The sequence below is a fragment of the Allobosea sp. P4_H5 genome (assembly GCF_056400825.1).
In genome coordinates this window covers 254,683-278,722 of record NZ_JBFUKM010000004.1, presented here as the reverse complement: position 1 = coordinate 278,722, position 24,040 = coordinate 254,683, and the positions used below count along the sequence as shown (strand labels likewise).

Below are 24,040 nucleotides of genomic sequence, written 5' to 3'. Positions count from 1 at the left end.
ATCCAGCATATGCTTACTCTGAGTATAAGGTCTGTCAAGCCCTCATCAGTGGCAACTTGGTGCCGCCGGCCGCCCGTTCGGCCAGGACGGCATGGCGGAAGCGAAAGAGCTTCGCGGGCCGTCCGCCGGTGTCGGACGTGGTGACGCCGGTCTCCTCGACCAGCTCCTGCTGCTCGATCAGCCTGCGGAAATTCTGCTTGTGCACGAGCCGGCCGGCCAAGGCTTCGACGGCGCGCTGGATCTGAAGCAGCGTGAAGGACGGCTGCATCAGCTCGAAGACGACCGGCCGATATTTGATCTTCGCCCGCAGCCGGGCGATGCCCGTCGCCAGGATGCGGCGATGATCGCCGGTCATCGCTTTGCCCGGGATGCGTGCCGTACCGGACGGCTCGCCGGGGTCTCTCACCCGCTCCGGCACCAGGGCCGCCTCATAGAGCAGCTCGTAGCGCTGCAGGACGAGCTCCTCGTTCCAGACCGCCCCATCGAGCCCGAACGCGAATGCGCAGCGACGCCAGCGTTCCTCCGACAGCAGCGCGGTGCCGCCGGCCTTTGCCCAATCACGCAATCGCGGCAGGAGATGCTCGGCGATGACGGCGGGCGGGCCGTCGCGGTGGTCCTCCCAGGGGAAATAGTCGTACCAGTTGCGCCAGCCGACCTCGCCCCGCGCCTCGCGCGTCAGGCCGAGATAGCTGATCGAGATCCCGCGCTGGGAGGTGCCCGCCGCGCCCCGGTCGCGATCCGCGAAGGTGTAGAGCTGCTCGACATAGCCGAGAGGGTGATGCGTCTGTTCCTCGACCCAGATGCGCAGCCCCGTCTGCATGGAACGGTGCGCGTCCTCGAAAGGCCCGGACGGCAAGGCGTCGCCGCTCTGGACGGTCAGGACCGACGGGGAGCCGTTCACGACCGCGACGAGAACGGCGATCAGATCGACCGTGATGGCGCCAGCCGGGCTGGCAATCGTCGTTTCGGGCACCCGATTCCCCTGTTTCGGGAGCCCTTATGCCATTGTCATGGCGTGCGCGCACGCCCACTCCCGCGGGGTCGACGTGGTGCTATCAATGCCCCTGGGGCGCCGGGCTCGTTTCCGGCCCGCTGCGGGGAGCGAGGATCGCGGCAAGGGCCGCCACCAGCATCAGCGCAACCGCGAGCCCCGCAAGCGCCGAGAAGCCGGCACTCGCATAGAGCGGCCCGAAGCCCGTCGTCCCGGCGAAGAGCGCGAGATAGGTCACGCCGCTGTTGAGGCCCATGATCGCACCGCGGCGGCCGGGATCGAGCGAAGCCAGCCGGAGGATCAGCACGTTCAGCGCCGCGTGATTGGCCATGCCCCAGCAGAAGACGACCGCGAGCAGCGTGGGATAGGAGACTGAGGCCACCGTCATCGCCAGATAGACAGCACCGACCAGCGTGAAGAATAGCGGCAGCAGGCGAGCTGGGCCGAGGCGGTCGATCCAGCGGTCGAGAAAAGTCGTCGCGCCGAAGCCGAGGCCATAGCAGAGCGCCAGCAGGCCACTGGCGCTGACCGGCAGGCCGAGCCCGCGGTGCAGATGGTCGCCGACATAGGCGTAGACGCCATAGAACGAAGCCATGAATGCGGCGCAGGCGAGCAGCAGCGGCGCGATGCCTGGGACACGCAGGGCCGAAAGCGGCGACGGCGCGGCGCGCCCGGTCGGGTTGCCGCCGGCGGTCAGCCTGGTGGTCCCCGCCATGGCGGCGAGCCCGGCGACAACGACGATGGCGTAGACCATGCGCCAGCCCAGGAAATCGGCGATCACCGCCGAGAGCGAGACGCCAGCGACCATGCTGAGCGTCCAGCCGAACAGGACGACACCGAGGGTGTCACTCTCGCGGCCGGCAGGCGCCGCCAGCGCGGCGAGCGTGTAGATCGATGGCAATGCGAGGCCGGCTGCGATCCCCGCCAGCAATTGCGCGCCGACGAAAGCCGGCAGGACGGGAGCCGCTCCGCTCGCTGCGAGCGCGGCGAGGAAAGCGAGCAACGCATAGCGTAGCACCCGGCCCGCGCCGAAGCGGTCGATCAGCCCGGCGAGCAGCAGAGCGCTCGCCGCCGTGCCGATGCCGAAGGCGGCCGAGGCCGTCATCACCGCAGGCACGCCGCTGGCAAAGCTCTCCGCCACGCTGGGCGCGATCGGCCCCAGCGCGAGCGAATTCGCGCCGACCAGTCCGATGCACAGGCAGAGCGCATAGGCCGCGGCGGGGATGCGAGGCAGATTGGCAGCGGTTTGATTTTCATTCGTCATTTTGACAGAATGGCCGAATGAAATTCAGGTTCAATCGAGGAATCTCGAATGCTCGAAAAAACAGATGGCGTTCGGCGTAGCCGTGGATCGGAGCGCGAACTCGATGCGATGGACCGAAAGCTGTTAGGCGTTCTGGTCGAGGATGCGACGATCAGCTACGCCGATCTCGGCGAGCGCGTCGGCCTCTCGCCGCCAGCGGCGCATGAGCGGGTCAAGCGGTTGCGGCGCTCGGGCGCGATCAAGCGGGTCGCAGCGCTGATCGACCCGGAGGCGACCGGCAAGACATTGCTCGCCTTCGTCCATGTCGACACTACTGGCTGGGGCAAGACGACGACGCTGCTGGCGATCGAGGCCCATCCCGAGGTCGAGGAGATCCATTCGGTCGCTGGCGACACCTGCATGATGCTCAAGGTGCGCACCGAAAGCACGCATGCGCTCGAAGGCCTGCTGGCGAAGATCTACGACGTGCCCGGCGTCACCGCGACCCGCAGCTATGTCGTGCTCTCGACCTATCTGGAGCGGCCCGTCCAGCCGGGCATCACCGGCGAATGGCCGGGGCGGGTCAAGGATCCGCGTGGCGTCGGCAGCACCTGAGCCTCAGCCGAACATCTCAGAGTTGCCTGACGGCCTAGCCGCGAACGGCACCTTGAGATGGTGCAATAGCAGCGGCTGGTGCAGAACATAGCCGCCCTTCTCATGATCCGAGAGCGCCTCGAAGCGGGCGAGCAGCTTGCCGCGCGCCGCCTGCGCCCGCTCCTCGCGCGAAGGGTCGATCGCCACGGCGCGCGCCATGAAGGCCTCGGCATCGGGAAACGCCTCGATCCGGTCGTACTCGACCTGCCTGATCTCGCTGACGATGCCGCGGCGCCTCGCCCTGACAATCGCATCCTGTGCCGCCTGCCGGACCTCGGTCTCGTCCTCGATCAGCCGCAGCGTGTCGAAGAACGAGCCTTCCGACAGCGATTCCACGACGATCACGCTACCACCCTTGCCGACAACGCGAGCAGCCTCCTCCAGCGCCAGCAGCATGTCCGGCACCGGAACATGGTGCAGGCTGTTGAGGAAGATCGCGGCATGCATGCTGGCGTCGCCCCAGGGCAGAAGCTGGGCGCAGCCCTGCTTCAGCGCGGCCTTGGGCACGAGCGCCTGCGCAACCTCCAGCATAGCCTCGTCAGGATCGAGTCCGGCGACGCTGGCTCCACGCTCTCCCAGCGCCTGCAGCAGGTTGCCCCGCCCGCAGCCGATGTCGAGGATGCGCCGGCCCTGCAGCGGCGCAAGCAACTTCTCCAGGATATCGACGGTATCGCCAGCCGGACGCATGCCCATGACAAATGAATGCTTGCGCCCGCAATGGAGCGCAAGACCTGTTCTCGTACGATCCCAAGCTACTCCTTACGGATGAACAACCAGGCCGCGATCTTACCTGTTCCGCCTCACCCGTGCTTGTGCACGATCGTCTTGGCCACGGCGAACTCCTCCAACGCCATGAAGCCCTTCTCGCGACCATGACCGCTCTTGCCGGTGCCGCCGAAGGGCAGCTCGATGCCGCCGCCGGCGCCATAGCCGTTGATGAAGACCTGGCCAGCGCGAACGCGCTTGGCGACGCGCTGCTGGCGGCCGCCATTATTGGTCCAGACGCCGGCGACGAGGCCGTAAGGCGTGGAGTTGGCGAGCTTCACAGCGTCCTCCTCGTCGTCGAAAGAGAAGGCGGCGAGGACGGGCCCGAAGACTTCCTCCTGCTCCAGCCGGTTGCCGCGCGGCACCTGGCCAAACAGGGTCGGCGTCACATAGAAGCCGCCATTGGGCACGCCGTGGGCAATCGCGCCCTCGGCAAGCACCGGGATGCCCTGCTCGCGCGCCTGATCGACGAAGCTCTGCACCCGGCCGCGCTGCTTGGCGTTGATCACCGGGCCGCAATCGAGGTCCATCTCGGGCGTGCCGGCGCGCAGCTTGGAAAACTGCTTGGCGACCGCGCCGACAAAGTCATCATAGATGGTCTTCTGCACCAGCACGCGGCTGCCGGCCGAGCAGGTCTGCCCGGTGTTCTGGACGATCGCCTTGCAGACGATCGGCACGGCCGCATCGAAATCGGCATCGTCGAAGACGATCTGGGGCGACTTGCCGCCGAGCTCGAGCGTGCAGGTGATGAAGTTGTCGGCGCAGGCCTTCTGGATGATCTGGCCGACCTGGGGCGAGCCGGTGAAGGAGATGAAGCCGACGCCGGGATTGCGGCAGAGCGCCTCGCCCGCCTCATGGCCGCGGCCGGTGACGATGTTGATCGCGCCATCCGGGAAACCGACTTCCGTAGCGAGCTCGGCGAGGCGCAGCGCCGTCTGGCAGGCGTCCTCGGCCGGCTTCAGCACCACCGCATTGCCCATGGCGAGCGAGGCGGTCAGCGAACGGCCGAACATCTGCGCCGGATAGTTCCAGGGCAGGATATGGCCGGTGACGCCATAAGGCTCGTGCACGACACTGACATTGTAGCCGTTGAGGAATGGGATGATGTGGCCGTGGACCTTGTCGGCCGCGCCGCCATAGAACTCGAAATAGCGGATTGTCGCGTCGATATCGGCGCGCGCCTGCGCCATCGGCTTGCCGGTGTCCTGCGCCTCGATCCGCGCCAGCTCATCGAAATGGTCCTGGACCTTCAGCGCGAGCCTGGAGATCAGCCGGCCCCGCTCGGCCGCGGTCAATTTGCCCCAGGCGCCCTCATAGGCGGCGCGGGCGGCCCGCACCGCATCGTCGATATCCTCGGCAGTGCCGCAGGCGATGCGGGTGAACTCCTCGCCGGTCGCCGGCGCGAGCACAGCCATGGTCTCGCCGGTGCGCCCGGCGACATGCCGGCCGTTGATGAAGTGCTGGGTCATGTAGCCGTCCTTCCAAATCCTTCGAAGCGAACCTCGACCTGTCCTCTCCCCCCTTGTGGGGGAGAGATAGAGAGGGGGGTAGTCAGCCGCACGGCCGGGCGCCTTGCATCCGCCGCACGGAAAATCATGTCAGGCAGCGGGTTGCATACCCTCCCTCCCAACCCTCCCCCACAAGGGGGGAGGGCTTGCCCGCACCTTTCAATGCAGCCCGGCCGCGGCGAGCGAGCTTTGCGCCAGCACGGTCTCGCTGACCTCGCCGCGCTCGATCGCATAGGCCCTGCCTGCAAAGTTGCGCAGCAGACTGGGGTTGGATTCGGTGATCAGCAAGGCGATGTCGGGATGGCTGTCGCGCAGGGCGCGCAGGGCGGCTGCATAGCGGTTGGCCAGCACCGGGGCGAGGCCCTGGAAAGGTTCGTCGAGCAGGATGACGCGGCTGCCGACCATCAGGGCGCGAGCGAGCGCCGCCATCTTGCCCTGCCCGCCGGAGAGTCCCGCCGCCGAGCGCTGGCGCAGCTCGGCGAGCTCGGGCAGCACGGCATAGATGCGCTCCAAACGGCGGGCGATCTCGGCCTCACCAAGCTTCATCACCTCGGCCGGCAGGCGGATATTCTCCTCGATGGTGAAGGTCGAGAACAGCCTGCGATCCTCCGGCGCATAGCCGATGCCGAGGCGCGGCCGCTCATGCGCCTTCACCGTATCGAGCGGCTTGCCGTCGAAACTGATCGCGCCGCCGGTGACTTTCATGAAGCCCATGATGGCGCGGAGCAGGCTGGTCTTGCCGGCACCGTTGCGGCCGATCAGGGCGACGGTCGCGCCCTCCTCCAGCGACAGCGTGGCCCGGCGCAGCACCTGCACGCCTTCGATCTCGGCCGAGAGCTCCCTGATTTCCAGCATGAGCTACACCCCCACCCCGATGACGGTCTCGCGCACCTCTGGATGGCTGAGGATCTCCTCCGGCGTGCCCTGATGCGCGATGCGCCCGCCGGCCCAGACCGCGACGCGGTTGGCGTAGCGCGCAACCACGTCCATGTCGTGCTCGACGAAGACCGCCGTGGTGGCGCGGGCATCGAGCACGCGGGTCAGCGTATCCATCACCTGGAATTTCTCGGTCGAGGACACCCCGCTGGTCGGCTCGTCCATGAAGATCAGCCTGGGTTCGAGCGCGAGCGCGACGGCAATGTCGATCAGCTTGCGCATGCCCTCCGGCAATTCGCGGACGATGCGGTTACCGGTCTCCTTCAGGCCGACCAGGTCGAGCAGCGCCCACATCTCCTCGGCTTTGGGGTGGCGCTGCATGGCTAGGAAGGGCGACCAGGAACCCTCGCGTGCGGAGAGCGCCAGCAGCAGGTTCTCGATCACGGTGTTATCGAGGAAGAGCTGCGGGATCTGGAAGGAGCGGCCGATGCCGAGGCGGGTGATCGCCTGCGGCGAGAGTCGCGTCACATCCTGCCCATTGAAGACGACGCGGCCGGATTGCGGCTTGAGATAGCCGGTGCAGAGATTGATGAAGGTGGTCTTGCCGGCGCCGTTCGGGCCGATGATGGCGATGCGCTCGTTCGCCGCGACCTTGAGCGAGGCGCCGTTCGCGGCCTGCACGCCGCCGAAGCGCAGATGCAGGTCGTCCGCCTCGAGGATGACGCCGCTCATCGCCCGCCCTCCTCACGCTGCGGCTTGCCGCCTTTGCCCGCGACGATGCCGTAGAGCCCCGCCGGCGCGAAGAAGATGATCACCAGCAACATGACGCCGAGCACGGCATGCCAGGTCTCGGGCGCGTAGACCGCGGCATAGCCGCGGATGATCTGGAACATCAGCGCGCCAAGGAAGGGCCCGGCGACGCCGCCGATGCCGCCCAAGATCGCGATGAAGACGAACTCGCCGGAACGCACCCAATAGGCCAGTTCCGGCGTCACATGGCCGGAGACCAGTGCGATGATCGCGCCGCCCAGTCCTGCCAGCAGGCCGGAGAGCAGATAGGCGCCATAGAGCACCTTGCGCGGGGAGACACCGAGATATTCGAGCCGCGTCTCGTTCGACTTGATCGCCTCCAGCGCCTTGCCGCCGGGCGAAAGCAGATAGCGGGCGACGAAGAGCGCAGCGAGGATGCAGAGCACCAGCGTGACGTAGAAGGTCGCGAGCTCGAACTGCTCGCGGCCGAACTCGATGCCGGCGAAGGTCGGCCGCGGCACGCGCTTCCCGTCGGCGCCGCCGGTGATTGAGAACAGCTTCTCCAGCAGCGAGAAGAACACCATGGATATGGCGAGGTTGAGCATGCCGAAGAAGATCGCCCGGTAGCGCACGACGAAGAGGCCGACGATCGCCGCGAGCAGGCCCGACGCCGCCATGCCGACAGGGATCAGGATCAGCGCCTCATGGCCGACCTTGGCCGCGGCCAGGAAGGCGACGGCATAAGCGCTGAACGCGAAGAACAGCCCGTGGCCGAAGGAGACCTGGCCGGCGCGCAGCAGGACCATGATGCCAAGCGCCGCGAGGCCCTCGCAGAGCGCGACGGTCAGGATCACCGTCGACCAGGGCGAGAACAGCGGAAAGGCGGCGAGCGCCGCGATCAGCGCCAGGCCGAAGACGAGCTGGCGCGTCATCATACCTTCCTCGTCTGCACGGTCGAGAACAGGCCCTGGGGGCGGACCAGCAGCACGAGCATCATGATGAGATAGGGGATCAGCACGTCGAACTCCGGCGCGAAATAGACCGCGGCCGAACGGCCGAGACCAATCAGCAGCGCCGCCACCGCCGCGCCCTCGATCCGGCCGAGCCCGGCGGTCGCAGCGACGGCGAAGGAAAGGACGAGCGTGCCGGCTCCGATGCCAGGAGTCAGCGAGGTAGTGGCCGAGGCGAGCGCCCCGCCGAGCGCCGCCAGCGAGGCGCCGATGATGAAGGTGATCAGGTAGACCCGCGCTGCATCGATGCCCATGGCGGTCGCGGCTTCGCGGTCCTGCGTCACCGCGACGATCGCGCGGCCGAAGCTGGTGCGACGCAGGAAGAAACGCAGGCCGAGCAGCACCGCGAGCGCAACCAGCGGCATCAGGATCAGCTGGTAGGTGGTGTAGAAGATGCCGAAGACCTCGACCGTGCCGAGCCAGTTCATCGGTGCGTTGGCGAAATAGGGCTGCACGCCGAAGACGACCTTCTGCGCGTCCTCGAGGATCATGAAGACGGCGAAGGTGACGATCAGCTGCAGCACCTCCTCCTTGCCATAGACGCGGCGCAGCAGCGCGATCTCGACCAGCCCGCCGACGAGGACGCCGACCAGCGCGGCCGCGATCAGCAAAGTCGGGAAGGCGAGCCAGGTCGGCAGGCCGGCCGCGCCGAGCGCGAGCACACCAGCCGCCGCGACATAGGCGCCGATCGCATAGAACGAGCCATGGGCGACATTGACGATGCCGAGCACGCCAAAAATCAGCGACAGCCCGACCGCGACCAGGAAGATCAGCGAGCCATAGGCCAGGCCGTCGAGCGCGGCGAGGAGAAGCATTTCAGGAGGCATGCGGTCCGTTCTTCAGGTTTTTAGTTGAGCGCCCGCTCTCCGCACAGGTCGTCCCGGGCGACCGAAGGGAGACCCGGGACCCATTCCGGAACGGTTCAGGAATGGATCCCGGATCAGCGCCGCTGCGCGGCCTGTCCGGGATGACGGCGTGGATGCAAGGAGACTACTTCGCGTAGTCGAAGGTCTCGATCGACTTGTCGGTGACGAGGTCGGGCTTCACCTTGGCGAACCAGTCGAGCGACTTCTCGCCGAGCGGCGTGGTCACCAACTTGCCGGGATAGAGCGCCATCTTGTCATAGACGGCGAAGGGATAGTCCGGCACGCGCTTGGTCGTGCCGAGCAGCTGGTCCTCCAGCCCCTGATGATCCCCGCGGATGGTGATCGTGCCAGTCAGCGACTTGAATTCCAGCCCCTCGAAGGCGGCGATCACCTCCTCCTTGCTCGGCCATTTGCCGCCGGCGCCGGCCTTCTCATAGGCCTTCACCAGCCCGGTCAGAGCCTGCTGCATGTGGAAGGTCGGGTAGATCGGATAGACGCCGGTCTTGTCCTTGTACGCCTTGACGAAGGACTGCATCTCCGGCGTGTCCTTGTGCTTGGGATGCCGCCAGTAATGGTCGCCGCGCGAGCCGACGATCACGCCTTCCGGCAGGACATTGCCGAGGCGCTCCAGCGAGCTTTCGGCCAGCGGCAGCACGAAGGTCGACTGCTTCAGCAGGCCGCGCGCTGCCGCCTGCTGGACGAAGGTATCGAGATCGCCACCCCAGGAGGTCGAAATCACGACATCGGGCCGCAGCGCCGACAGCCTTGTAATCTCGGTCGAGAAATCCGGCGCGCCGAACTTCGGGAAGAGCTCGGCGACGACCTTGACGTCGGGCTTCAGCGCCTTGAGGCCGGCCTGCAGCAGAGCCCAGGATTCACGGCCCCAGGCATAGTCCTGGTTGACCACCGCGACGCTCTTGAAGTCGGGCTTGACCTTCATCAGGTAGAGCAGCGTCGCCATCATCTCGGCGCCGGCATGAGCCTGCGTCCGGACCGAATACTTCCACTTGCCGTCCTCGAAGATGGTCTGCGTGCCGCAATCCCACATCACGTTGACGACCTTGAGGTCCTCGGCGACGGGTGCGAGCGCATTGCAGGAACCGGACGAGATCGCGCCCAGCATCACCTGTGCGCCCTGCTCCTGCACAACGCGGCGATATTCGGACAGCAGCTGGTTGGTGCCGGCGCCCTCGTCGACATAGACCGGCTTCAGCGGCACGCCGAGCACGCCGCCCTTGGCGTTGATCTCCGCTATCAGGAGGTCAGCGGCATTGCGGCCGGGCACGCCGAAGACCGAAGCCGGCCCCGACAGGAAGGTGGCGATACCGACCACCAGCTCCTTCGGCTTGTCCTGCGCCAGAGCCGAACTTGCGAGCAGCGTGCCTGCCAGCGCGGCCAGCGCCAGTTTCATCGTCTTCATGAGCATCCTCCCTGAACCTCGCATGACATCGGGCGCTCTTGAGCGGCGCCTCGTCCGGCGAAAAGGGGCGCATAGAGCCAGCAGTCGGACAAGAAGGATAAAGCGATGAAGGCCATAGGGTTTTTCTATGGAGCAGGCGCTATGGCAGCCATCGCGAAACGCTATTTGACTTCATCAGGCCGACGACGATCTCTCGCGCGGAACGGAAGGTGCGCGACTGACTGATGACCAATGCTCTCGATGGAATCCTGGTGGTGGCTCTGGAGCAGGCGGTGGCCGCTCCGCTGGCGAGCTGCCGGCTCGCCGATGCCGGCGCCCGCGTCATCAAGCTGGAGCGCGAGGAAGGCGATTTCTCGCGCGGCTATGACGACTATGCCGGGGGCCTCTCCTCCTATTTCGTCTGGATCAACCGCGGCAAGGAATCCTGCCGGGTCGACCTCAAGGACCCGAAAGACCTTGCCTTGGTCGAGGCGATGCTGGCTGAAGCCGACGTCTTCATCCAGAACTTCGCGCCCGGCGCCACCGACCGGTTAGGCATCGGCAGCGAGGCGTTGCGCCAGCGACACCGCAAGCTGATCACCTGCGACATCTCCGGCTATGCGCCCGGCACGCCGCACTACACCAAGAAGGCCTATGACCTGCTGATCCAGGCGGAAGCCGGCCTTGCCGCCGTCACCGGCAGCCCTGACTCAGGCCCGACGCGGATCGGCATCTCGATCGCCGACATCGCCACCGGCAACGCGGCCTATGCCGCGATCCTGGAAGCCTTGATCCGGCGCGGGCGCACCGGCGAGGGCTCGCGCATCCAGCTCTCGCTGTTCGACACCATCGCCGACCTGATGAACGTGCCCTATCTGACGCGGCGCTATGGCGGGATCGAGCCGCCACGGCTCGGCCTCGCCCACCCCTCGATCGCGCCCTATGGCGTCTTCCGCCTCGCCGATGCCGAGGTGCTGATCTCGATCCAGAGCGAGCGCGAATGGCAGATTTTGGCCCGCGACGTGCTCGGCGATGGCCGCCTGCTCGAAGATCCACGCTTTTCCAGCAATGTGCTGCGCGTGCGCAATCGCCCTGCCCTCGATGCCGCGATCCAGGCGATCCTGATCACTCGCTCCTACGCCGAGACGGCGGCCGGGCTCGATGCGGCCCGCATCGCCTACGGCACGGTCTCGACGATGGCCGACCTGATCGACCATCCGGCCGCGACCGCCCTGCCCGTCCCGACTCCGAACGGCCCCATCGACGTGCTGGCACCGCCGGTGCTGGTCGACGGCCAGCGCGTGCCGATGCGGGCGCCACCTGGCCTCGGCGAACATGATGAAGCGTTGCGCCGCGAATTCGCGGCAAAGGCGGCGCGATCAGCCTGAGATGAGCATGACGACAGCCAACGATCACACCGACATCCGCGAGGCAGTCGCGAAGCTCTGCGCCGACTTCCCCGGCGAGTACTGGCGCAAGCTCGACCGCGAGATGGCCTATCCGGCCGAGTTCGTCACGGCGCTCACCGAAAGCGGCTTCCTCTCGGCGCTGATCCCGGAAGAGTATGGCGGGGCGGGCCTGACCCTCTCGGCCGCGGCGGCGATCATGGAGGAGATCCAGCGCCAGGGCTGCAATGGCGGCGCCTGCCATGCCCAGATGTATGTGATGGGCACGGTGCTGCGTCATGGCAGCGCCGAGCAGAAGCAGCGCTATCTGCCCGGGATCGCCTCAGGCGAATTGCGCCTGCAGGCCTTCGGCGTCACCGAGCCGACCAGCGGCACCGACACCACCGCGCTCAGGACGACGGCTCGACGCGAGGGCGATCATTACATCGTCAACGGCCAGAAGATCTGGACCAGCCGGGCGGCACAGTCGGACCTGATGCTGCTGCTCGCCCGCACCACGCCGCGCGACCAGGTGCAAAAGCGCACCGACGGACTCTCGGTCTTCATCCTCGACATGCGCGAGGCGCTGCAGGCCGGCCTCACCATCCGGCCGATCCGCACGATGATGAACCACGCCACCACCGAGGTCTTCTTCGACAATGTGAGGGTGCCGGCGGCCAACCTCGTCGGCGAGGAGGGCAAGGGCTTCCGCTATATCCTCTCCGGCATGAACGCCGAGCGCATCCTGATCGCGGCTGAGTGCGTCGGCGACGCCAAATGGTTCATCGACAAGGCCTCGACCTACGCCAAGGAACGCCAAGTCTTCGGCCGGCCGATCGGCCAGAACCAGGGCATCCAGTTCCCGATCGCGAGGGCCTACGCCAACATGCGCGCGGCCGAACTGATGGTGCGCGAGGCGATCTCCCTCTACGAGGCCGGCGCCAATCCGGGCGCCGAGGCCAACATGGCCAAGATGCTGGCGGCCGACGCCTCCTTCGAAGCGGCCAATGCCTGCATCCAGACCCATGGTGGCTTCGGCTTCGCCGAGGAATACGACATCGAGCGCAAGTTCCGGGAGACGCGCCTCTACCAGGTCGCGCCGATCTCGACGAACCTGATCCTGTCCTATCTCGCCGAGCATGTCCTCGGCATGCCACGCAGCTATTAAGCCTATGAACATCGACCATCTGCAATCCTGGATCGGCCGCTCGGAAGAGGCGTCCGACCTGATCACGCCGCGGCTCGTCGCCAGCTATGAGGCGACGTTCTCTCCTCACCTGGCGCCATACCCGCAAGGCGAGGCGCCGCTCGCCCTGCATTGGTGCCTCGCGCCGCCGATCTCGCCGATGGCGGCGCTCGGACCGGACGGGCACGCAGCCAAGGGCAAATTCCTGCCGCCGGTCCCCTTGCCACGGCGGATGTGGGCGGGCGGCCGGATCGAGATCATCACGCCCCTACGAACCGGTGACGAAGTCACCCGCCGATCGGCAATCAGCGACGTCTCCTACAAGGACGGCCGCACCGGTCCGCTCTGCTTCGTCGCGGTCGACCATGAGCTCGTCACGGCTCGTGGCGTCGCGCTGCGCGAGCGGCACAACATCGTCTATCGCGAGGCGACCCAGCCAAGCTCCGAGCCGCCAGCTGCGGCTGCCGAGCCGCGCCCGGCCGACCTGGCCTGGACGGTCGAGGCAGACCCGGTGCTGCTGTTCCGCTATTCGGCGCTCACCTTCAACGGCCACCGCATTCATTACGACCAGCCTTATGTCACCGGCGTCGAGGGCTATGCCGGGCTCATCGTGCACGGGCCAATCCAGGCGACGCTGATCATGAACATCATCGCTACCCTCTCCGGCGGCGAGCCGATCCGGCTCGACTATCGCGGGCTCGCGCCGCTGATCGCCGGCGAAGCGTTCCAGGTGAAGGCGAAGCGGCTCCCGGATGGCGCCATCGCCGCCTGGACCGAGGGCGCCGACGGGCGGGTGCGAATGGAAGGGGTGAGCCGGTAGCACTCGCGTCGTTCTCGGACGGAGCGGAGCGCAGATCCGAGAATCTCATGACAAGAAGGCGCTGATTGGAGCCTCCTTCGGCTTGAGATGCTCGGGTCAAGCCCGAGCATGACGGCTGCACCCCCATCTTCCCCGGTGTCACGGTCCTGCCATGGTGCTAGCGTCTCTCGCTGCACCTCGCTTCAGGAGCCGACGATGGACCGCGCCCCCCGTTTCAGCCGCCGTGACACGCTCAAGGCCGGGGCCGCCATCGCCGCGGCGGGAGCGCTGGCCACGCCGTTGGCAGCGCAGGCCCCAGCCAAGCTCAAGCTCCGGCTGCTGGAGACCAGCGACCTTCATGTCAACGTCGTGCCTTACGACTACTTCCGCGACGCGCCCGACGACACTGTCGGCCTCGCCAAGACCGCGAACCTGATCAAGGCGGCCCAGGCGGAGGCCAGGAACAGTCTGCTCTTCGACAATGGCGACTTCCTGCAGGGCTCTTCGCTCGGCGATTTCGTCGCCTACAAGAAGGGGCTGAAGGCCGGCGAGACCCATCCGATGATCGCCGCGATGAACGCCCTGCCCTATCAGTGCGGGACGCTCGGCAATCACGAGTTCAACTACGGGCTCGACTTCCTCGAGCACGGCCTCGCCCGCGCCGAGTTCCCGATCGTCTGCGCCAATGTCGACCGGGTCGGCGGCGGCACGCTGATCGAGCCCTGGCGCATCTTCGAGCAGAGCTTCGAGGACGAGGCCGGGACGAGGCATGTCCTCAACATCGCGGTGATCGGCTTCGTGCCGCCGCAGATCATGCAGTGGGACAAGGGCAATCTCGACCGCAAGGTGACGGCGACCGACATCGTCGACGCCGCGCAGAAATACCTGCCGGAGATCGCGCTCGCCCATCCCGACCTGACCATCGCCCTCTGCCATTCGGGCATCGCCGGCGGCGAGCGCAAGGGCGGCGAGGAGAATGCGGCATTGCATCTCGCCAAGCTCGACGGCATCGACGTCGTGCTGACCGGCCACCAGCACCTCGTTTTCCCCGGCGGCAAGGCCTTCGACGGTATTCCGGGCGTCGACAACAAGAAGGGCTCGCTGCACGGCAAGCCGGCCTGCCAGCCCGGCTTCTGGGGCTCGCATGTCGGCATCGTCGACCTCGAGCTGGAGAAGCGCGACGGGCGCTGGCGCATCGCCGACTTCAAGGTCGATCCCAAGCCGATCTACGAGCGCACGCCCGACCGCAAGATCGTGCCGAAGGCGGAGGTGGATGCGGCCGTGCTCGCCACCGTCAAGGCCGACCACGAGGCGACCCTGACCTATATGCGCGAGCCGGTCGGCACCACGAGCGCCCCGATCAACAGCTATTTCGCCCTCGTCGCCGACGACCCGTCGGTGCAGATCGTGGCGGAGGCGCAGATCGCCTATGCCAAGCCGCTGATGGCGCAGACGCCGCACAAGGACCTGCCTGTCCTCTCGGCCGCGGCGCCGTTCAAGTCGGGCGGGCGCGCCGGGCCGGCCTTCTTCACCGACATTCCGGCCGGGCCGATCGCGATCAAGAACGTCGCCGACATCTATCTCTACCCGAACACGGTGCAGATCGTGAAAGTCACCGGCGCGCAGATCCGCGAATGGCTGGAGCGCTCGGCCGGCATCTTCAACCATATCGACGTGGCGAAATCCGAGGAGCAGCCGCTGATCAATCCCGGCTTCCCGGCCTTCAATTTCGACGTGATCGACGGCGTCAGCTACCAGATCGATGTGACGCAGGCCTCGCGCTATGACGGCGACGGCAAGCTGGCGGCGCCGGACGCCCATCGCATCATCGATCTCGCCTACCAGGGCAAGCCTATCGACGAAAAAGCCGAGTTCATCGTCGTCACCAACAACTACCGCGCCTCCGGCGGCGGCAATTTCCCGGGCACCAAGACGACGGTGGTGCTGGAGGCGCCCGACCTCAACCGCGACGTGATCGTGCGCTTCATCATCGAGAAGAAGACGATCAACCCGGCTGCCGACAACAACTGGTCGCTGAAGCCGCTACCGGCGAACGTCAACGTCACCTTCCCGACCGCGCCGGCGGCGGTGAGTAAGAAGCCGGAGACGCTGAAGGCGCAGCCGGTCGGCGATGCCGGCGAGGGTTTCGTGAAATACCGGCTGGGCGGCTAACCGCCGCTTCCGGCGTTTCAGAAGCGGGCGTTTCCTTGGAGATGCGCCAATCGAGGGCGGCTTCCGCTACCGGCGCCTTGCGCTCGACGAGCGGCAAAGACCTGTGCCGCTCGCGCCGGGATCGACGTCAGGGGTGCAGAAGCCACGGCAGCGCAGATGAACCGGGCGAAGGCGCCCCTTCGCAAGCAGCATGGAACATCGCCGCCAAGGGACCGGACCGTCCCGACATCAACCGGACCCGCAGCGGTTGGAAAAGAGAATCTGGCGCCGCCCGTCGCGCTCGAAGGTCTTCACGACATAGCCGGTGAGGCCGGACCAGCGCATACGACACCATTCTGCTCCATCGCCCTGTCGCGCGCAGGAATCGGCGGCGACGCAGGTGTTGAGAGGGATCAGCGCCAGCAGCGGCGCGCCGAGCGAGGGGAATTGGCGCAGATTGGCGGGATAGACGATCCTGACCGTCGCGGTCTGTCCCGGTGCGAGCCGCGGCGCTGCAAGGTCCCTGGACTCCGCGCAGCGCTGCGACTGCCCGTAATAGACGGAGCATCCCGAAGAGAACGGTGCGGATCCGAATGACGGCTGAACCGTTTCGTAGCCGGGTTGCATCCCGAAGGCGGTCAGCCGGATTGGACGCCCGGCCTCGTCGGTTCCGAACAACCCTCCCCGCCCGAAGCGCAGCATGATGAGCGGCCGGTCGGAGATGTCGTTCAGCGAAATGCCGCCGCGCCGTGCCTGCCAGCGCGACACGCTGACGAGGGCCGAGCCGCAGCCGCGAGGATTGGCGCGATACGCCCCCATGATGCTGCCCGGCCCCGTCAGCTCGATGCTGCAGCTCTGCCGGCTCCCGAAGGCGTCCGCAACCTGCACGGACCAGGTGCCGGCGAAGGAACCGCCCCGCCCCGATTGAGCCAAGACGGGATGAGAGGCGAGGATAAGCGCCAGGCCGGCAGCGGCAGCGACGAGCGCATGTCGCGCAAACCGGGCGAAGAGCATTGCAGACAAGCGGCTTGGGCTGGGCACTCGCCCTCCTCCGGCAGATTCCGGTTCCACTGTGAATTGCCGGCACAAGGAACTGTTAGGCGTAGTGTCTCGTACCGGCTTGTCCGGTCGTCTCGGGCAGGCCAATCTCGCTAGGATTCGTTGATTCTGCCGCGGATACCCGGCTGATCGGTTTCAAGCCGGCGCGTCTCAGGCAGCACGCACGACCAACCTCGATCCAGGACTCAAAGCTGAGATGATGGAGATTTCGACCAGCGGGCTCGAGCGGGAAGACCCGCTCGGTTTCTGGTCGCAGACCGTGCTCAAGCGCATGGCGGTCGACAGGCGCGACGAAGCGGCTACGCCTTTTCATGCGCGGCTGAGGCGGGCTGCCGGCGAGGCGGGAGAGTTCTGGGACCATTTCTCGACGCAGGTGCGTGTCGAGCGCTCGCAGCATCGCTGCCGCGCCGACAATGGCGATGAGATCTATGTCGGTCTTGTCCTGGACGGCCGGTCCGAGGTGAGTTTCGACGATCATCGCCTGCTGCTGCGGGCAGGTGACGTCTATGTCAGCGATTTCGCCCGGCCGATCCGGGCGAACTGGCTGGAGCACCGGGAGCTCGGCGTGGTGTTCCAGCGAAGCGCCGGCCGCCAGAGCGTCGGGCGCCTGGCGCAGGGCGGCGCGGTCAAGCTCCTGATCTCCCATCTGCGCGCCCTCGCAACCGAGATGAATGCGCTGTCTGCCGACGAGCGGAGCGCTGCCGTCGACATCGCCGTCCGGTTCGCGCGCCTCGCTCTTGCCGGCGACGCTGCCCGGACGATGGAGTGCGACCGGCCATCGCTTCTGGCCGCGACCCGCCAGTTGATCGCGCAGCGCCATGCCGACCCGGAGCTGACCGTCGAATCCCTGGCGACCGCATTGGGCTGCTCCCGCGCCTCGCTCTATCGTGCCTTCGAGCACGAGCCGGCGGGCGTTGCTGCGACGATCTGGGCCGCGCGGCTGCAACATGCCGGCGATCTCCTGCTGGCGGAGCCCGCGACGGCGATCGGCTCGGTCGCATTCAGGTCGGGTTTCCTCGATCAGGCCAATTTCAACCGGATGTTCCGGCGCGAGTTCGGCATGGCGCCCGGAGAATTCCGGGAAGCGGCGAGGAACAGGCAAGTCAGCGCCCGCTGAACTGCCGGGAGACCGGCGTCGCGACCGCCCCTGCCCCGCCCGCAGCTCATGGCCCGCCGCCGCGCCGCGTGCTAAAGCCCGCACGCCATGCTCGCCCGCTTCTTCGCCTATTATCGCCCGCATCGCGGGCTCTTCCTGCTCGACTTCGGCTGCGCCGTCGTGTCCGGCCTGCTCGAGCTCGGCTTTCCCATCGCGGTGAAGCTGTTCGTCGACCAGCTACTGCCGAGCGGGAACTGGAGCCTGATCGTGCTGGCCTCGCTCGGCCTGCTGGCGATCTATCTGATCAATGCCGGCCTGATGGTGGTGGTGACCTATTGGGGCCACATGCTCGGCATCAACATCGAGACCGAGATGCGCCGCAAGGCGTTCGACCACCTGCAGAAGCTCTCCTTCGGCTGGTTCGACAACCAGAAGACCGGCCATCTCGTCGGGCGCCTGACCAAGGACCTGGAAGAGATCGGCGAGGTCGCCCATCACGGGCCGGAGGACCTGTTCATCGCGGTGATGACCTTCATCGGCGCCTTCGTGCTGATGCTGACGGTTCATCCGCAGCTCGCGCTGATCACCGCGACGATCGTGCCGCTGATCGCCTGGCTGACCAGCCGCTACGGCCGGCGGATGACGGCGAACTGGCAAAAACTGTTCGGCAGCGTCGGCTCGTTCAACGCAAGGATCGAGGAGAATGTCGGCGGCATCCGCGTCGTCCAGGCCTTCGCCAACGAGGAGCATGAGCGCAGCCTGTTCGCGCAGGACAACCAGCGCTATCGCCGCACCAAGCTCGACGCCTACCGGCTGATGGCGGCCTCGACCTCGCTCTCCTATTTCGGCATGCGCCTGACCCAGATGGCGGTGATGATCGCGGGCGCCTATTACGTGCTGATCGGCGACCTCAGCGCCGGCGGCTTCGTCGGCTTCCTGCTGCTGGTGACGGTGTTCTTCCGGCCGATCGAGAAGATCAACTCGGTGATCGAGACCTATCCGAAGGGGATCGCCGGCTTCCGGCGCTACACCGACTTCCTCGATACGCGGCCTGATATCGCCGACCTACCGGGCGCCATCGCAGTCTCCGATCTCAAGGGCGATATCGCCTATGAGGACGTCAGCTTCGGCTACACACCCGACCGTACGATCCTCAGGGGTATCGACCTTGCGATCCGCGCCGGCGAGACCATCGCCTTCGTCGGTCCGTCAGGAGCCGGCAAGACGACGATCTGCTCGCTGCTGCCGCGCTTCTACGACGTCGAAGGCGGCAAGATCAGCATCGACGGCATCGATATCCGCCAGATGACATTGGCCTCACTGCGTGGCCAGATCGGCATCGTCCAGCAGGACGTCTTCCTGTTCGCCGGCACGCTCCGCGAGAACATCGCCTATGGCAAGCTGACAGCGAGCGAGGACGAGATCATCGAGGCCGCCAGGCGCGCCCGGCTCGACGAGATGATCGCGCGTTTACCTGATGGCCTCGACACCGTGATCGGCGAGCGCGGCGTCAAGCTCTCGGGCGGGCAGAAGCAGCGCCTCGCCATCGCCCGGATGTTCCTGAAGAACCCGCCGATCCTGATCCTGGACGAAGCGACCTCGGCGCTCGACACCGAGACCGAGCGCGCGATCCAGGCTTCACTCGCCGAACTGTCCAGGGGCCGGACCACGCTGGTGATCGCCCATCGCCTTGCGACGATCCAGGACGCCGACCGCATCATCGTCATCGACGAGAGCGGCGTCGCCGAGCAGGGCCGACATCAGGAGCTGGTGCAGCGACCGGGCATCTACCGGCGCCTGCACGAGGCGCAGTACGGCGGCCAGGTGCAGCCGACACAGATGGACAAAGTTTAACTTTTGCAGCGCAGCATCGGCATCTAGATTAGAAGCATTCTAATCAGAGGCACTGTACCATGTCAGCTTCAGCCATTCCCGCCGCCGCAGCCCGCTATGACCGGGTAGCGAGGGCACTGCACTGGTCGGTCGCCGCCTTGATCCTCGCCACCTTCGCCCTCGGCCTGACCGTCGACGACTTTCCGAAGAGCTGGAAATATGCGGTAACCGAGCTGCATAAGGTGATCGGCGTCGCGATCCTGCTGCTCGTGCTGCTCCGCGTCGCCTGGCGCCTCAGCCATCCGGTCGCTCCGGCGGCCGAACTCTCCGTCGGCATGCGCCGAGCGGGCGGGGCGGGTCATGCCGCGCTCTACCTGCTGATGCTCGCGGTCCCGGCAGTCGGCCTCGCCTACTCGCTGCTACGCGGACAGGGGCTCGATCTCGGCTTCGCGGCGTTTCCGCCGCTGATGGAAGCCGCAGCGCGGACAGTCAGCCGCCCCGTCAAGGAAGTGCACGAGCTCGCCGCCTATGCGCTGGTCGGCTTCGCCGGCCTGCATGCACTCGCCGCGCTCTGGCACCATCTCGTGCTGCGCGACTCGGTCTTGCGCCGGATGCTGCCGGGCCACTGACGGCAACCGGCAGCGGAGCGCCGCCGGCCAGATGCCGCCACCAAGCGGCATCCCAAGCCGGCGATCCTGCTTCGATCAGCCGCGCGCTTCGAGCGCCTTGACGATGGCGTCGCCCATCTCGGTGGTCGAGACGGCGTTGGCGCCGGGCGCGGCGATGTCCTTGGTGCGGGTGCCGGCGCCGAGCACGTCGGCAATCGCGCCTTCAAGCCGGTCGGCCGCCTCGCCGGCGCCAAACGAATAGCGCAGCGCCATGGCGAAGGAGCCGATCATCGCGATCGGATTGGCGAGGCCCTTGCCGGCGATGTCGGGCGCCGAGCCGTGCACGGGCTCGTAAAGCGCCTTGCGCTTGCCGGTCGCCTTGTCCTCGGCGCCGAGCGAGGCGGAGGGCAGCATGCCGAGCGAACCGGTCAGCATCGCCGCAACGTCGGAGAGGATGTCTCCGAAGAGGTTGTCGCAGACGATGACGTCGTATTGCTTGGGCCAGCGCACCAGCTGCATGGCGCAGTTGTCGGCGAGGACATGCTCGAGCTCGACGTCCTTGTAGCTCTTGGCATGCAGCGCGGTGACCGTCTGCTTCCAGAGCACGCCGGTCTTCATGACATTGTGCTTCTCGGCCGAGGAGACCTTGTTGCGGCGGGTGCGCGCCAGCTCGAAAGCGACGGCGCAGATGCGCTCGATCTCGCCGGTCGTATAGAGCTGGGTATCGACGCCGCGCTTGGAGCCATCCTCAAGGGTGACGATCTCCTTGGGCTCGCCGAAATAGACGCCGCCGGTGAGCTCGCGCACGATCAGGATGTCGAGGCCTTCGACGACCTCCGGCTTCAGCGACGAGGCCGAGGCCAGCGCCGGATAGCAGATCGCCGGACGCAGATTGGCGAACAGGCCGAGATCCTTGCGCAGGCGCAGCAGGCCAGCCTCGGGACGATGCTGGTACGGCACATCGGCCCATTTCGGGCCGCCGACCGCGCCGAAGAGCACGGCATCGGCCTCCTGGGCGAGCTTCATGTCGCCTTCCGAGATCGCCGCCTTGTGCGTGTCGTAGGCGATGCCGCCGACGAGGCCGCGCTCGAGCGAGAACGAGCCGAGGCCCTGCTTCTCGAACCAGGAGACGATCTTCTCGACCTGCCCCATCACCTCGGGGCCGATGCCGTCGCCGGGGAGCAGCAGGAGCTTGTGGTTCGCCATCGATTGAGCCTCGCGCAACAGAAATGCGCTGGCTGCTTAGGGGCGCGCTGCGATGGGCGCAAGGCCGGGATTGCAGCCCTGCCCCGCTGCGACGGACACTCAGGACGATGTCAGCCGCGCCGTGACCTCGATCTCGACCTTCATCTCAGGCTTGAGCAGGCCGGCGACGATGTACATTCCCCCTGCCGGCCGGATCTCACGAAAGACCTCGCCGCAAACGGCGAGCACCGGCTCGCAATAGCTCCGGTCGATGACGAAATACTGCGCCCGCACCACCTGCGCGAGGCTGGAGCCGGCTTCGGTGAGCACCGCCTCCAGCGTGCGGAAGATGTTGCGCGCCTGTTCGGCGGCGTCCTCCGGCAGCGTCATCGTGGCGTAGTCGTAGCCGGTGGTGCCGGAAACGAAGACAAGATCGCCGTCGACGACGGCGCGCGAATAGCCGAAGGCGCGCTCGAAGGGCGAGCCGGTGGAGATGAGACGGCGCATTGCTTCTCCGGATGAAACACTGGTCATCCCGGGCGACCGAAGGGAGACCCGGGATCCATGCCGGAGCATTTCCGATGGAGGTTCAGGCATGGATCCCGGATCGGCGCCGCTCACGCGGCTTGTCCGGGATGACCGAACCTTTCATGCAAGAGAGCAGCAGAGGCCACCCGTTTTCTGGAACCGCGGCTAGACCCGCCCGCCCTTCAGCGCGCGCAGGACCTTCTCGCCCGGACGACCGGTCTGCGGCATGCCGATCTTGGCCTCGATCTCCTTGATCGCCGCCCGCGTCAGCGCGCCAACGGCACCGTCGGGCTCGCCGACATTGTAGCCGCGCTGGGTCAGCAGGCGCTGCAATTCGCGGCGCTGCTCGCGCGAGAGCGGCAGGTCGTCGGTCGGCCAGTCGCCCTGCACGCCCGGCCGGCCGCGCAGGCGGTCGGAGAGCAGCGAGATCGCGAGGGCATAGGAATCCGCGCCATTGTAGCTGTAGGCGGCGTCGTAATTCTTGAAGACCAGGAAAGCCGGGCCGTTGCGGCCGGCCGGCATCAGGAGACCGGCATTGCCGGAGCCGGAGAGAGCCGAGCCGTCGAACTTGACGATGCCGCGCGCCGCCCAGGACGAGACCGGCTGCTTGGGATTGCGTCCGGTCGGGCCGGAGTATCCACCCGGCACGCGGACCTCATAGCCCCAGGTCGCGCCGGTGACCCAGCCCGCCTTGGCCATGAAGTTTGCGGTCGAATGCAGCGCGTCGGGGATGGAATCGACGAGATCGCGCCGGCCATCGCCGTCGCCATCGACGGCGAGCCGCAGATAGGTCGAGGGGATGAACTGGGTGTGGCCGAAGGCGCCGGCCCAGGAGCCGAACAGCCGCTCGGGGCGGACATCGCCACGCTGGATGATCTGCAGGGTGGCGATCAGTTCGCCCTTGAAGAAAGCGTTGCGGCGCGGCGCCAGGCAGGCACCGGTCGAAAGCGCCTGGACCAGCGGCATCTTGCCCCTCGCCTTGCCGAAATCGCTTTCCACGCCCCAGACCGCCGCGATGGTATGGCGATCGACACCGAAGCGCTGTTCGGCGGCGGCGAGGGTCGAGGCGTGCTGGCGCATCATCGAGCGCCCTTCCGCGACCTTCTCGTCGTCGACCAGCGTGCCGAGATAATCCCAGATCGGGGTCTTGAACTCGGGCTGGTTGTTCATCGCCTCGATCACCTTCATGTCGGGCGTGACGCCGTCCATGGCGCGATCGAAGGTGGCGCCGGAAACGCCTTTGGCCGCAGCCGCCGAACGCAACCCGGCGACGCAGGAATCGAAATCGGCCCGGGCCGCGGTCGCGGCTACGAGGACGAGAGGCAAGGCCAGGATCAATGCGCGCATGGGTCCACCGAATCGCAGGATTGGCGCGAATCTAGGGCGCTGCGGTTAACGGAGGTTAACCATGCGACGCCTGCCGAGCGCGGAACGCCGAAACCGGCTATGTCTGATCGATCTCGACTCCCGCGCGAATCGTCGACAGGCCCGCATGTCCACCGCCGCCATCGAAGCGCTCGGCTTCTGTGCCGCCCTGCTGACCACTTTCTGCTGGCTGCCGCAGGCCTGGCAGACGATCAAGACGCGCGACACCAGCGGCATCTCGCTGTGGACGCAGGCACTGTTCGCGACCGGCATCGTGTTCTGGCTGATCTATGGCGTGCTGATCGCCTCCTGGCCGCTGATCGGCGCCAATACGGTCACGCTGGCGCTCGTCCTGGTTATCCTGACGATGAAGTTGCGCTACGGCTGACCCTCCGTCCCGCCCACCACACGATCCCGGATTCCACCATGCCATCTCTCAGCACCGCCCATCTCCTGCCGATCGGCATGCTGATCGGCTCGAACGTCTTCATGACCTTCGCCTGGTACGGCCACCTCTCCTACAAGAGCACGGCGATCTGGCTGGCGATCCTGGCGAGCTGGATGATCGCCCTGCCGGAATACATGCTCGCCGTCCCGGCCAACCGCATCGGCTCCGCCGTCTATTCGGCAGCCGAGCTGAAGACGATGCAGGAGGTGATCACGCTCTGCGTCTTCGCCGGTTTCTCGGTGTTCTGGCTGAAGGAGCAGCTGACCTGGAACCATGCGATCGGCTTTGCCCTGATCGCAGCCGGCGCCTTCTTCATCTTCCACGCCAAGGGCTGA

Annotated in this window: 23 protein-coding genes; 10 read left to right on the top strand and 13 right to left on the bottom strand. The window is 66.7% G+C overall.

Annotated elements, in window-relative coordinates:
* Positions 1-34: 34 nt before the first annotated feature.
* Complete coding sequence (locus tag AC1DS0_RS10445) at positions 35-973, bottom strand: NUDIX hydrolase (protein WP_476814275.1); 939 nt, start codon at positions 971-973, stop codon at positions 35-37.
* An 82-nt stretch (positions 974-1,055) separates the two neighbouring features.
* On the bottom strand, positions 1,056-2,255 hold the full coding sequence (locus AC1DS0_RS10440) for an MFS transporter (protein WP_476814274.1): 1,200 nt from the start codon (positions 2,253-2,255) through the stop codon (positions 1,056-1,058).
* 48 nt (positions 2,256-2,303) lie between these two features.
* Between AC1DS0_RS10440 and AC1DS0_RS10435 the strand changes: the two genes are divergently transcribed.
* A complete protein-coding gene (locus tag AC1DS0_RS10435; protein WP_476814273.1) occupies positions 2,304-2,849 on the top strand; it encodes an Lrp/AsnC family transcriptional regulator in 546 nt (181 codons plus the stop codon).
* A gap of 3 nt (positions 2,850-2,852) precedes the next feature.
* On the opposite strand, the gene AC1DS0_RS10430 is transcribed toward AC1DS0_RS10435, so the two are convergent.
* From AC1DS0_RS10430 to AC1DS0_RS10400, 7 genes are all read right to left on the bottom strand, one after another.
* The gene (locus AC1DS0_RS10430; RefSeq protein ID WP_476814272.1) at positions 2,853-3,581 is read right to left on the bottom strand and encodes a class I SAM-dependent methyltransferase; all 729 of its coding nucleotides are present in this window, start codon (positions 3,579-3,581) and stop codon (positions 2,853-2,855) included.
* A 107-nt stretch (positions 3,582-3,688) separates the two neighbouring features.
* Positions 3,689-5,122 carry an aldehyde dehydrogenase family protein gene (locus tag AC1DS0_RS10425; RefSeq protein ID WP_476814271.1) on the bottom strand — a complete coding sequence of 478 codons (1,434 nt, stop codon included), beginning with the start codon at positions 5,120-5,122 and terminating at the stop codon, positions 3,689-3,691.
* A 198-nt stretch (positions 5,123-5,320) separates the two neighbouring features.
* Positions 5,321-6,016: an ABC transporter ATP-binding protein gene (locus tag AC1DS0_RS10420; RefSeq protein ID WP_476814270.1), complete on the bottom strand. Its 696-nt coding sequence runs from the start codon at positions 6,014-6,016 to the stop codon at positions 5,321-5,323.
* A gap of 3 nt (positions 6,017-6,019) precedes the next feature.
* Positions 6,020-6,769: an ABC transporter ATP-binding protein gene (locus tag AC1DS0_RS10415; protein WP_476814269.1), complete on the bottom strand. Its 750-nt coding sequence runs from the start codon at positions 6,767-6,769 to the stop codon at positions 6,020-6,022.
* Complete coding sequence (locus tag AC1DS0_RS10410) at positions 6,766-7,719, bottom strand: branched-chain amino acid ABC transporter permease (RefSeq protein ID WP_476814268.1); 954 nt, start codon at positions 7,717-7,719, stop codon at positions 6,766-6,768. The genes AC1DS0_RS10415 and AC1DS0_RS10410 overlap by 4 nt, the downstream gene beginning before the upstream one ends.
* Positions 7,719-8,624, bottom strand: a complete 906-nt coding sequence (locus AC1DS0_RS10405) for a branched-chain amino acid ABC transporter permease (protein WP_476814267.1) — start codon at positions 8,622-8,624, stop codon at positions 7,719-7,721. The genes AC1DS0_RS10410 and AC1DS0_RS10405 overlap by 1 nt, the downstream gene beginning before the upstream one ends.
* 163 nt (positions 8,625-8,787) lie before the next feature.
* A complete protein-coding gene (locus tag AC1DS0_RS10400; RefSeq protein WP_476814266.1) occupies positions 8,788-10,083 on the bottom strand; it encodes an ABC transporter substrate-binding protein in 1,296 nt (431 codons plus the stop codon).
* 224 nt (positions 10,084-10,307) lie between these two features.
* Here AC1DS0_RS10400 and AC1DS0_RS10395 point away from each other — a divergent pair, with 224 nt between their 5' ends.
* The 4 genes from AC1DS0_RS10395 (at position 10,308) to AC1DS0_RS10380 (ending at position 15,604) form a co-directional block, all read left to right on the top strand.
* Entirely contained in the window at positions 10,308-11,450 is a 1,143-nt protein-coding gene (locus AC1DS0_RS10395) for a CaiB/BaiF CoA transferase family protein (RefSeq protein ID WP_476814265.1), read from the top strand.
* A 7-nt stretch (positions 11,451-11,457) separates the two neighbouring features.
* Positions 11,458-12,615 carry an acyl-CoA dehydrogenase family protein gene (locus tag AC1DS0_RS10390; protein ID WP_476814264.1) on the top strand — a complete coding sequence of 386 codons (1,158 nt, stop codon included), beginning with the start codon at positions 11,458-11,460 and terminating at the stop codon, positions 12,613-12,615.
* 4 nt (positions 12,616-12,619) lie between these two features.
* Complete coding sequence (locus tag AC1DS0_RS10385; protein ID WP_476814263.1) at positions 12,620-13,453, top strand: HTD2 family dehydratase; 834 nt, start codon at positions 12,620-12,622, stop codon at positions 13,451-13,453.
* A 195-nt stretch (positions 13,454-13,648) separates the two neighbouring features.
* Positions 13,649-15,604 carry a bifunctional 2',3'-cyclic-nucleotide 2'-phosphodiesterase/3'-nucleotidase gene (locus AC1DS0_RS10380; protein ID WP_476814262.1) on the top strand — a complete coding sequence of 652 codons (1,956 nt, stop codon included), beginning with the start codon at positions 13,649-13,651 and terminating at the stop codon, positions 15,602-15,604.
* A 228-nt stretch (positions 15,605-15,832) separates the two neighbouring features.
* Here the strand turns inward: AC1DS0_RS10380 and AC1DS0_RS10375 are convergent, their stop codons facing one another.
* The gene (locus AC1DS0_RS10375) at positions 15,833-16,597 is read right to left on the bottom strand and encodes an SH3 domain-containing protein (RefSeq protein ID WP_476814261.1); all 765 of its coding nucleotides are present in this window, start codon (positions 16,595-16,597) and stop codon (positions 15,833-15,835) included.
* 241 nt (positions 16,598-16,838) lie between these two features.
* On the opposite strand from AC1DS0_RS10375, the gene AC1DS0_RS10370 reads away from it, so the two are divergent.
* The 3 genes from AC1DS0_RS10370 to AC1DS0_RS10360 all read left to right on the top strand — a co-directional run bounded on the left by AC1DS0_RS10370 (position 16,839) and on the right by AC1DS0_RS10360 (position 20,200).
* Positions 16,839-17,759, top strand: coding sequence for a helix-turn-helix domain-containing protein (locus tag AC1DS0_RS10370; protein WP_476814260.1), 921 nt, complete (start codon positions 16,839-16,841; stop codon positions 17,757-17,759).
* An 87-nt stretch (positions 17,760-17,846) separates the two neighbouring features.
* Positions 17,847-19,592 (top strand): ABC transporter ATP-binding protein, encoded by a 1,746-nt coding sequence (locus AC1DS0_RS10365; protein WP_476814259.1) that lies wholly within the window; start codon positions 17,847-17,849, stop codon positions 19,590-19,592.
* A gap of 59 nt (positions 19,593-19,651) precedes the next feature.
* Positions 19,652-20,200, top strand: a complete 549-nt coding sequence (locus AC1DS0_RS10360; RefSeq protein WP_476814258.1) for a cytochrome b — start codon at positions 19,652-19,654, stop codon at positions 20,198-20,200.
* A gap of 75 nt (positions 20,201-20,275) precedes the next feature.
* Here AC1DS0_RS10360 and leuB read toward each other — a convergent pair whose 3' ends face one another.
* From leuB to AC1DS0_RS10345, 3 genes are all read right to left on the bottom strand, one after another.
* Positions 20,276-21,385 (bottom strand): 3-isopropylmalate dehydrogenase, encoded by a 1,110-nt coding sequence (leuB, locus tag AC1DS0_RS10355; RefSeq protein WP_476814257.1) that lies wholly within the window; start codon positions 21,383-21,385, stop codon positions 20,276-20,278.
* Between the two features lie 99 nt (positions 21,386-21,484).
* Positions 21,485-21,871 (bottom strand): RidA family protein, encoded by a 387-nt coding sequence (locus AC1DS0_RS10350; protein ID WP_476814256.1) that lies wholly within the window; start codon positions 21,869-21,871, stop codon positions 21,485-21,487.
* Between the two features lie 186 nt (positions 21,872-22,057).
* Positions 22,058-23,239: a lytic murein transglycosylase gene (locus tag AC1DS0_RS10345; RefSeq protein ID WP_476814255.1), complete on the bottom strand. Its 1,182-nt coding sequence runs from the start codon at positions 23,237-23,239 to the stop codon at positions 22,058-22,060.
* A gap of 145 nt (positions 23,240-23,384) precedes the next feature.
* Between AC1DS0_RS10345 and AC1DS0_RS10340 the strand changes: the two genes are divergently transcribed.
* Together AC1DS0_RS10340 and AC1DS0_RS10335 are read left to right on the top strand one after the other, a co-directional pair.
* Positions 23,385-23,645, top strand: coding sequence for a SemiSWEET family sugar transporter (locus AC1DS0_RS10340; RefSeq protein ID WP_476814254.1), 261 nt, complete (start codon positions 23,385-23,387; stop codon positions 23,643-23,645).
* A 38-nt stretch (positions 23,646-23,683) separates the two neighbouring features.
* Positions 23,684-24,040: a DMT family protein gene (locus AC1DS0_RS10335; protein WP_476814253.1), complete on the top strand. Its 357-nt coding sequence runs from the start codon at positions 23,684-23,686 to the stop codon at positions 24,038-24,040.

Excerpts from the sequence above, each read along its gene's own strand:
- AC1DS0_RS10440 (WP_476814274.1), bottom strand. The coding sequence starts at position 2,255 with ATGACGAATGAAAATCAAACCGCTGCCAATCTGCCTCGCATCCCCGCC.
- AC1DS0_RS10435 (WP_476814273.1), top strand. The coding sequence starts at position 2,304 with ATGCTCGAAAAAACAGATGGCGTTCGGCGTAGCCGTGGATCGGAGCGC.
- AC1DS0_RS10430 (WP_476814272.1), bottom strand. The coding sequence starts at position 3,581 with ATGGGCATGCGTCCGGCTGGCGATACCGTCGATATCCTGGAGAAGTTG.
- AC1DS0_RS10425 (WP_476814271.1), bottom strand. The coding sequence starts at position 5,122 with ATGACCCAGCACTTCATCAACGGCCGGCATGTCGCCGGGCGCACCGGC.
- AC1DS0_RS10420 (WP_476814270.1), bottom strand. The coding sequence starts at position 6,016 with ATGCTGGAAATCAGGGAGCTCTCGGCCGAGATCGAAGGCGTGCAGGTG.
- AC1DS0_RS10415 (WP_476814269.1), bottom strand. The coding sequence starts at position 6,769 with ATGAGCGGCGTCATCCTCGAGGCGGACGACCTGCATCTGCGCTTCGGC.
- AC1DS0_RS10410 (WP_476814268.1), bottom strand. The coding sequence starts at position 7,719 with ATGACGCGCCAGCTCGTCTTCGGCCTGGCGCTGATCGCGGCGCTCGCC.
- AC1DS0_RS10405 (WP_476814267.1), bottom strand. The coding sequence starts at position 8,624 with ATGCCTCCTGAAATGCTTCTCCTCGCCGCGCTCGACGGCCTGGCCTAT.
- AC1DS0_RS10400 (WP_476814266.1), bottom strand. The coding sequence starts at position 10,083 with ATGAAGACGATGAAACTGGCGCTGGCCGCGCTGGCAGGCACGCTGCTC.
- AC1DS0_RS10395 (WP_476814265.1), top strand. The coding sequence starts at position 10,308 with ATGACCAATGCTCTCGATGGAATCCTGGTGGTGGCTCTGGAGCAGGCG.
- AC1DS0_RS10390 (WP_476814264.1), top strand. The coding sequence starts at position 11,458 with ATGACGACAGCCAACGATCACACCGACATCCGCGAGGCAGTCGCGAAG.
- AC1DS0_RS10385 (WP_476814263.1), top strand. The coding sequence starts at position 12,620 with ATGAACATCGACCATCTGCAATCCTGGATCGGCCGCTCGGAAGAGGCG.
- AC1DS0_RS10380 (WP_476814262.1), top strand. The coding sequence starts at position 13,649 with ATGGACCGCGCCCCCCGTTTCAGCCGCCGTGACACGCTCAAGGCCGGG.
- AC1DS0_RS10375 (WP_476814261.1), bottom strand. The coding sequence starts at position 16,597 with ATGCTCTTCGCCCGGTTTGCGCGACATGCGCTCGTCGCTGCCGCTGCC.
- AC1DS0_RS10370 (WP_476814260.1), top strand. The coding sequence starts at position 16,839 with ATGATGGAGATTTCGACCAGCGGGCTCGAGCGGGAAGACCCGCTCGGT.
- AC1DS0_RS10365 (WP_476814259.1), top strand. The coding sequence starts at position 17,847 with ATGCTCGCCCGCTTCTTCGCCTATTATCGCCCGCATCGCGGGCTCTTC.
- AC1DS0_RS10360 (WP_476814258.1), top strand. The coding sequence starts at position 19,652 with ATGTCAGCTTCAGCCATTCCCGCCGCCGCAGCCCGCTATGACCGGGTA.
- leuB (WP_476814257.1), bottom strand. The coding sequence starts at position 21,385 with ATGGCGAACCACAAGCTCCTGCTGCTCCCCGGCGACGGCATCGGCCCC.
- AC1DS0_RS10350 (WP_476814256.1), bottom strand. The coding sequence starts at position 21,871 with ATGCGCCGTCTCATCTCCACCGGCTCGCCCTTCGAGCGCGCCTTCGGC.
- AC1DS0_RS10345 (WP_476814255.1), bottom strand. The coding sequence starts at position 23,239 with ATGCGCGCATTGATCCTGGCCTTGCCTCTCGTCCTCGTAGCCGCGACC.
- AC1DS0_RS10340 (WP_476814254.1), top strand. The coding sequence starts at position 23,385 with ATGTCCACCGCCGCCATCGAAGCGCTCGGCTTCTGTGCCGCCCTGCTG.
- AC1DS0_RS10335 (WP_476814253.1), top strand. The coding sequence starts at position 23,684 with ATGCCATCTCTCAGCACCGCCCATCTCCTGCCGATCGGCATGCTGATC.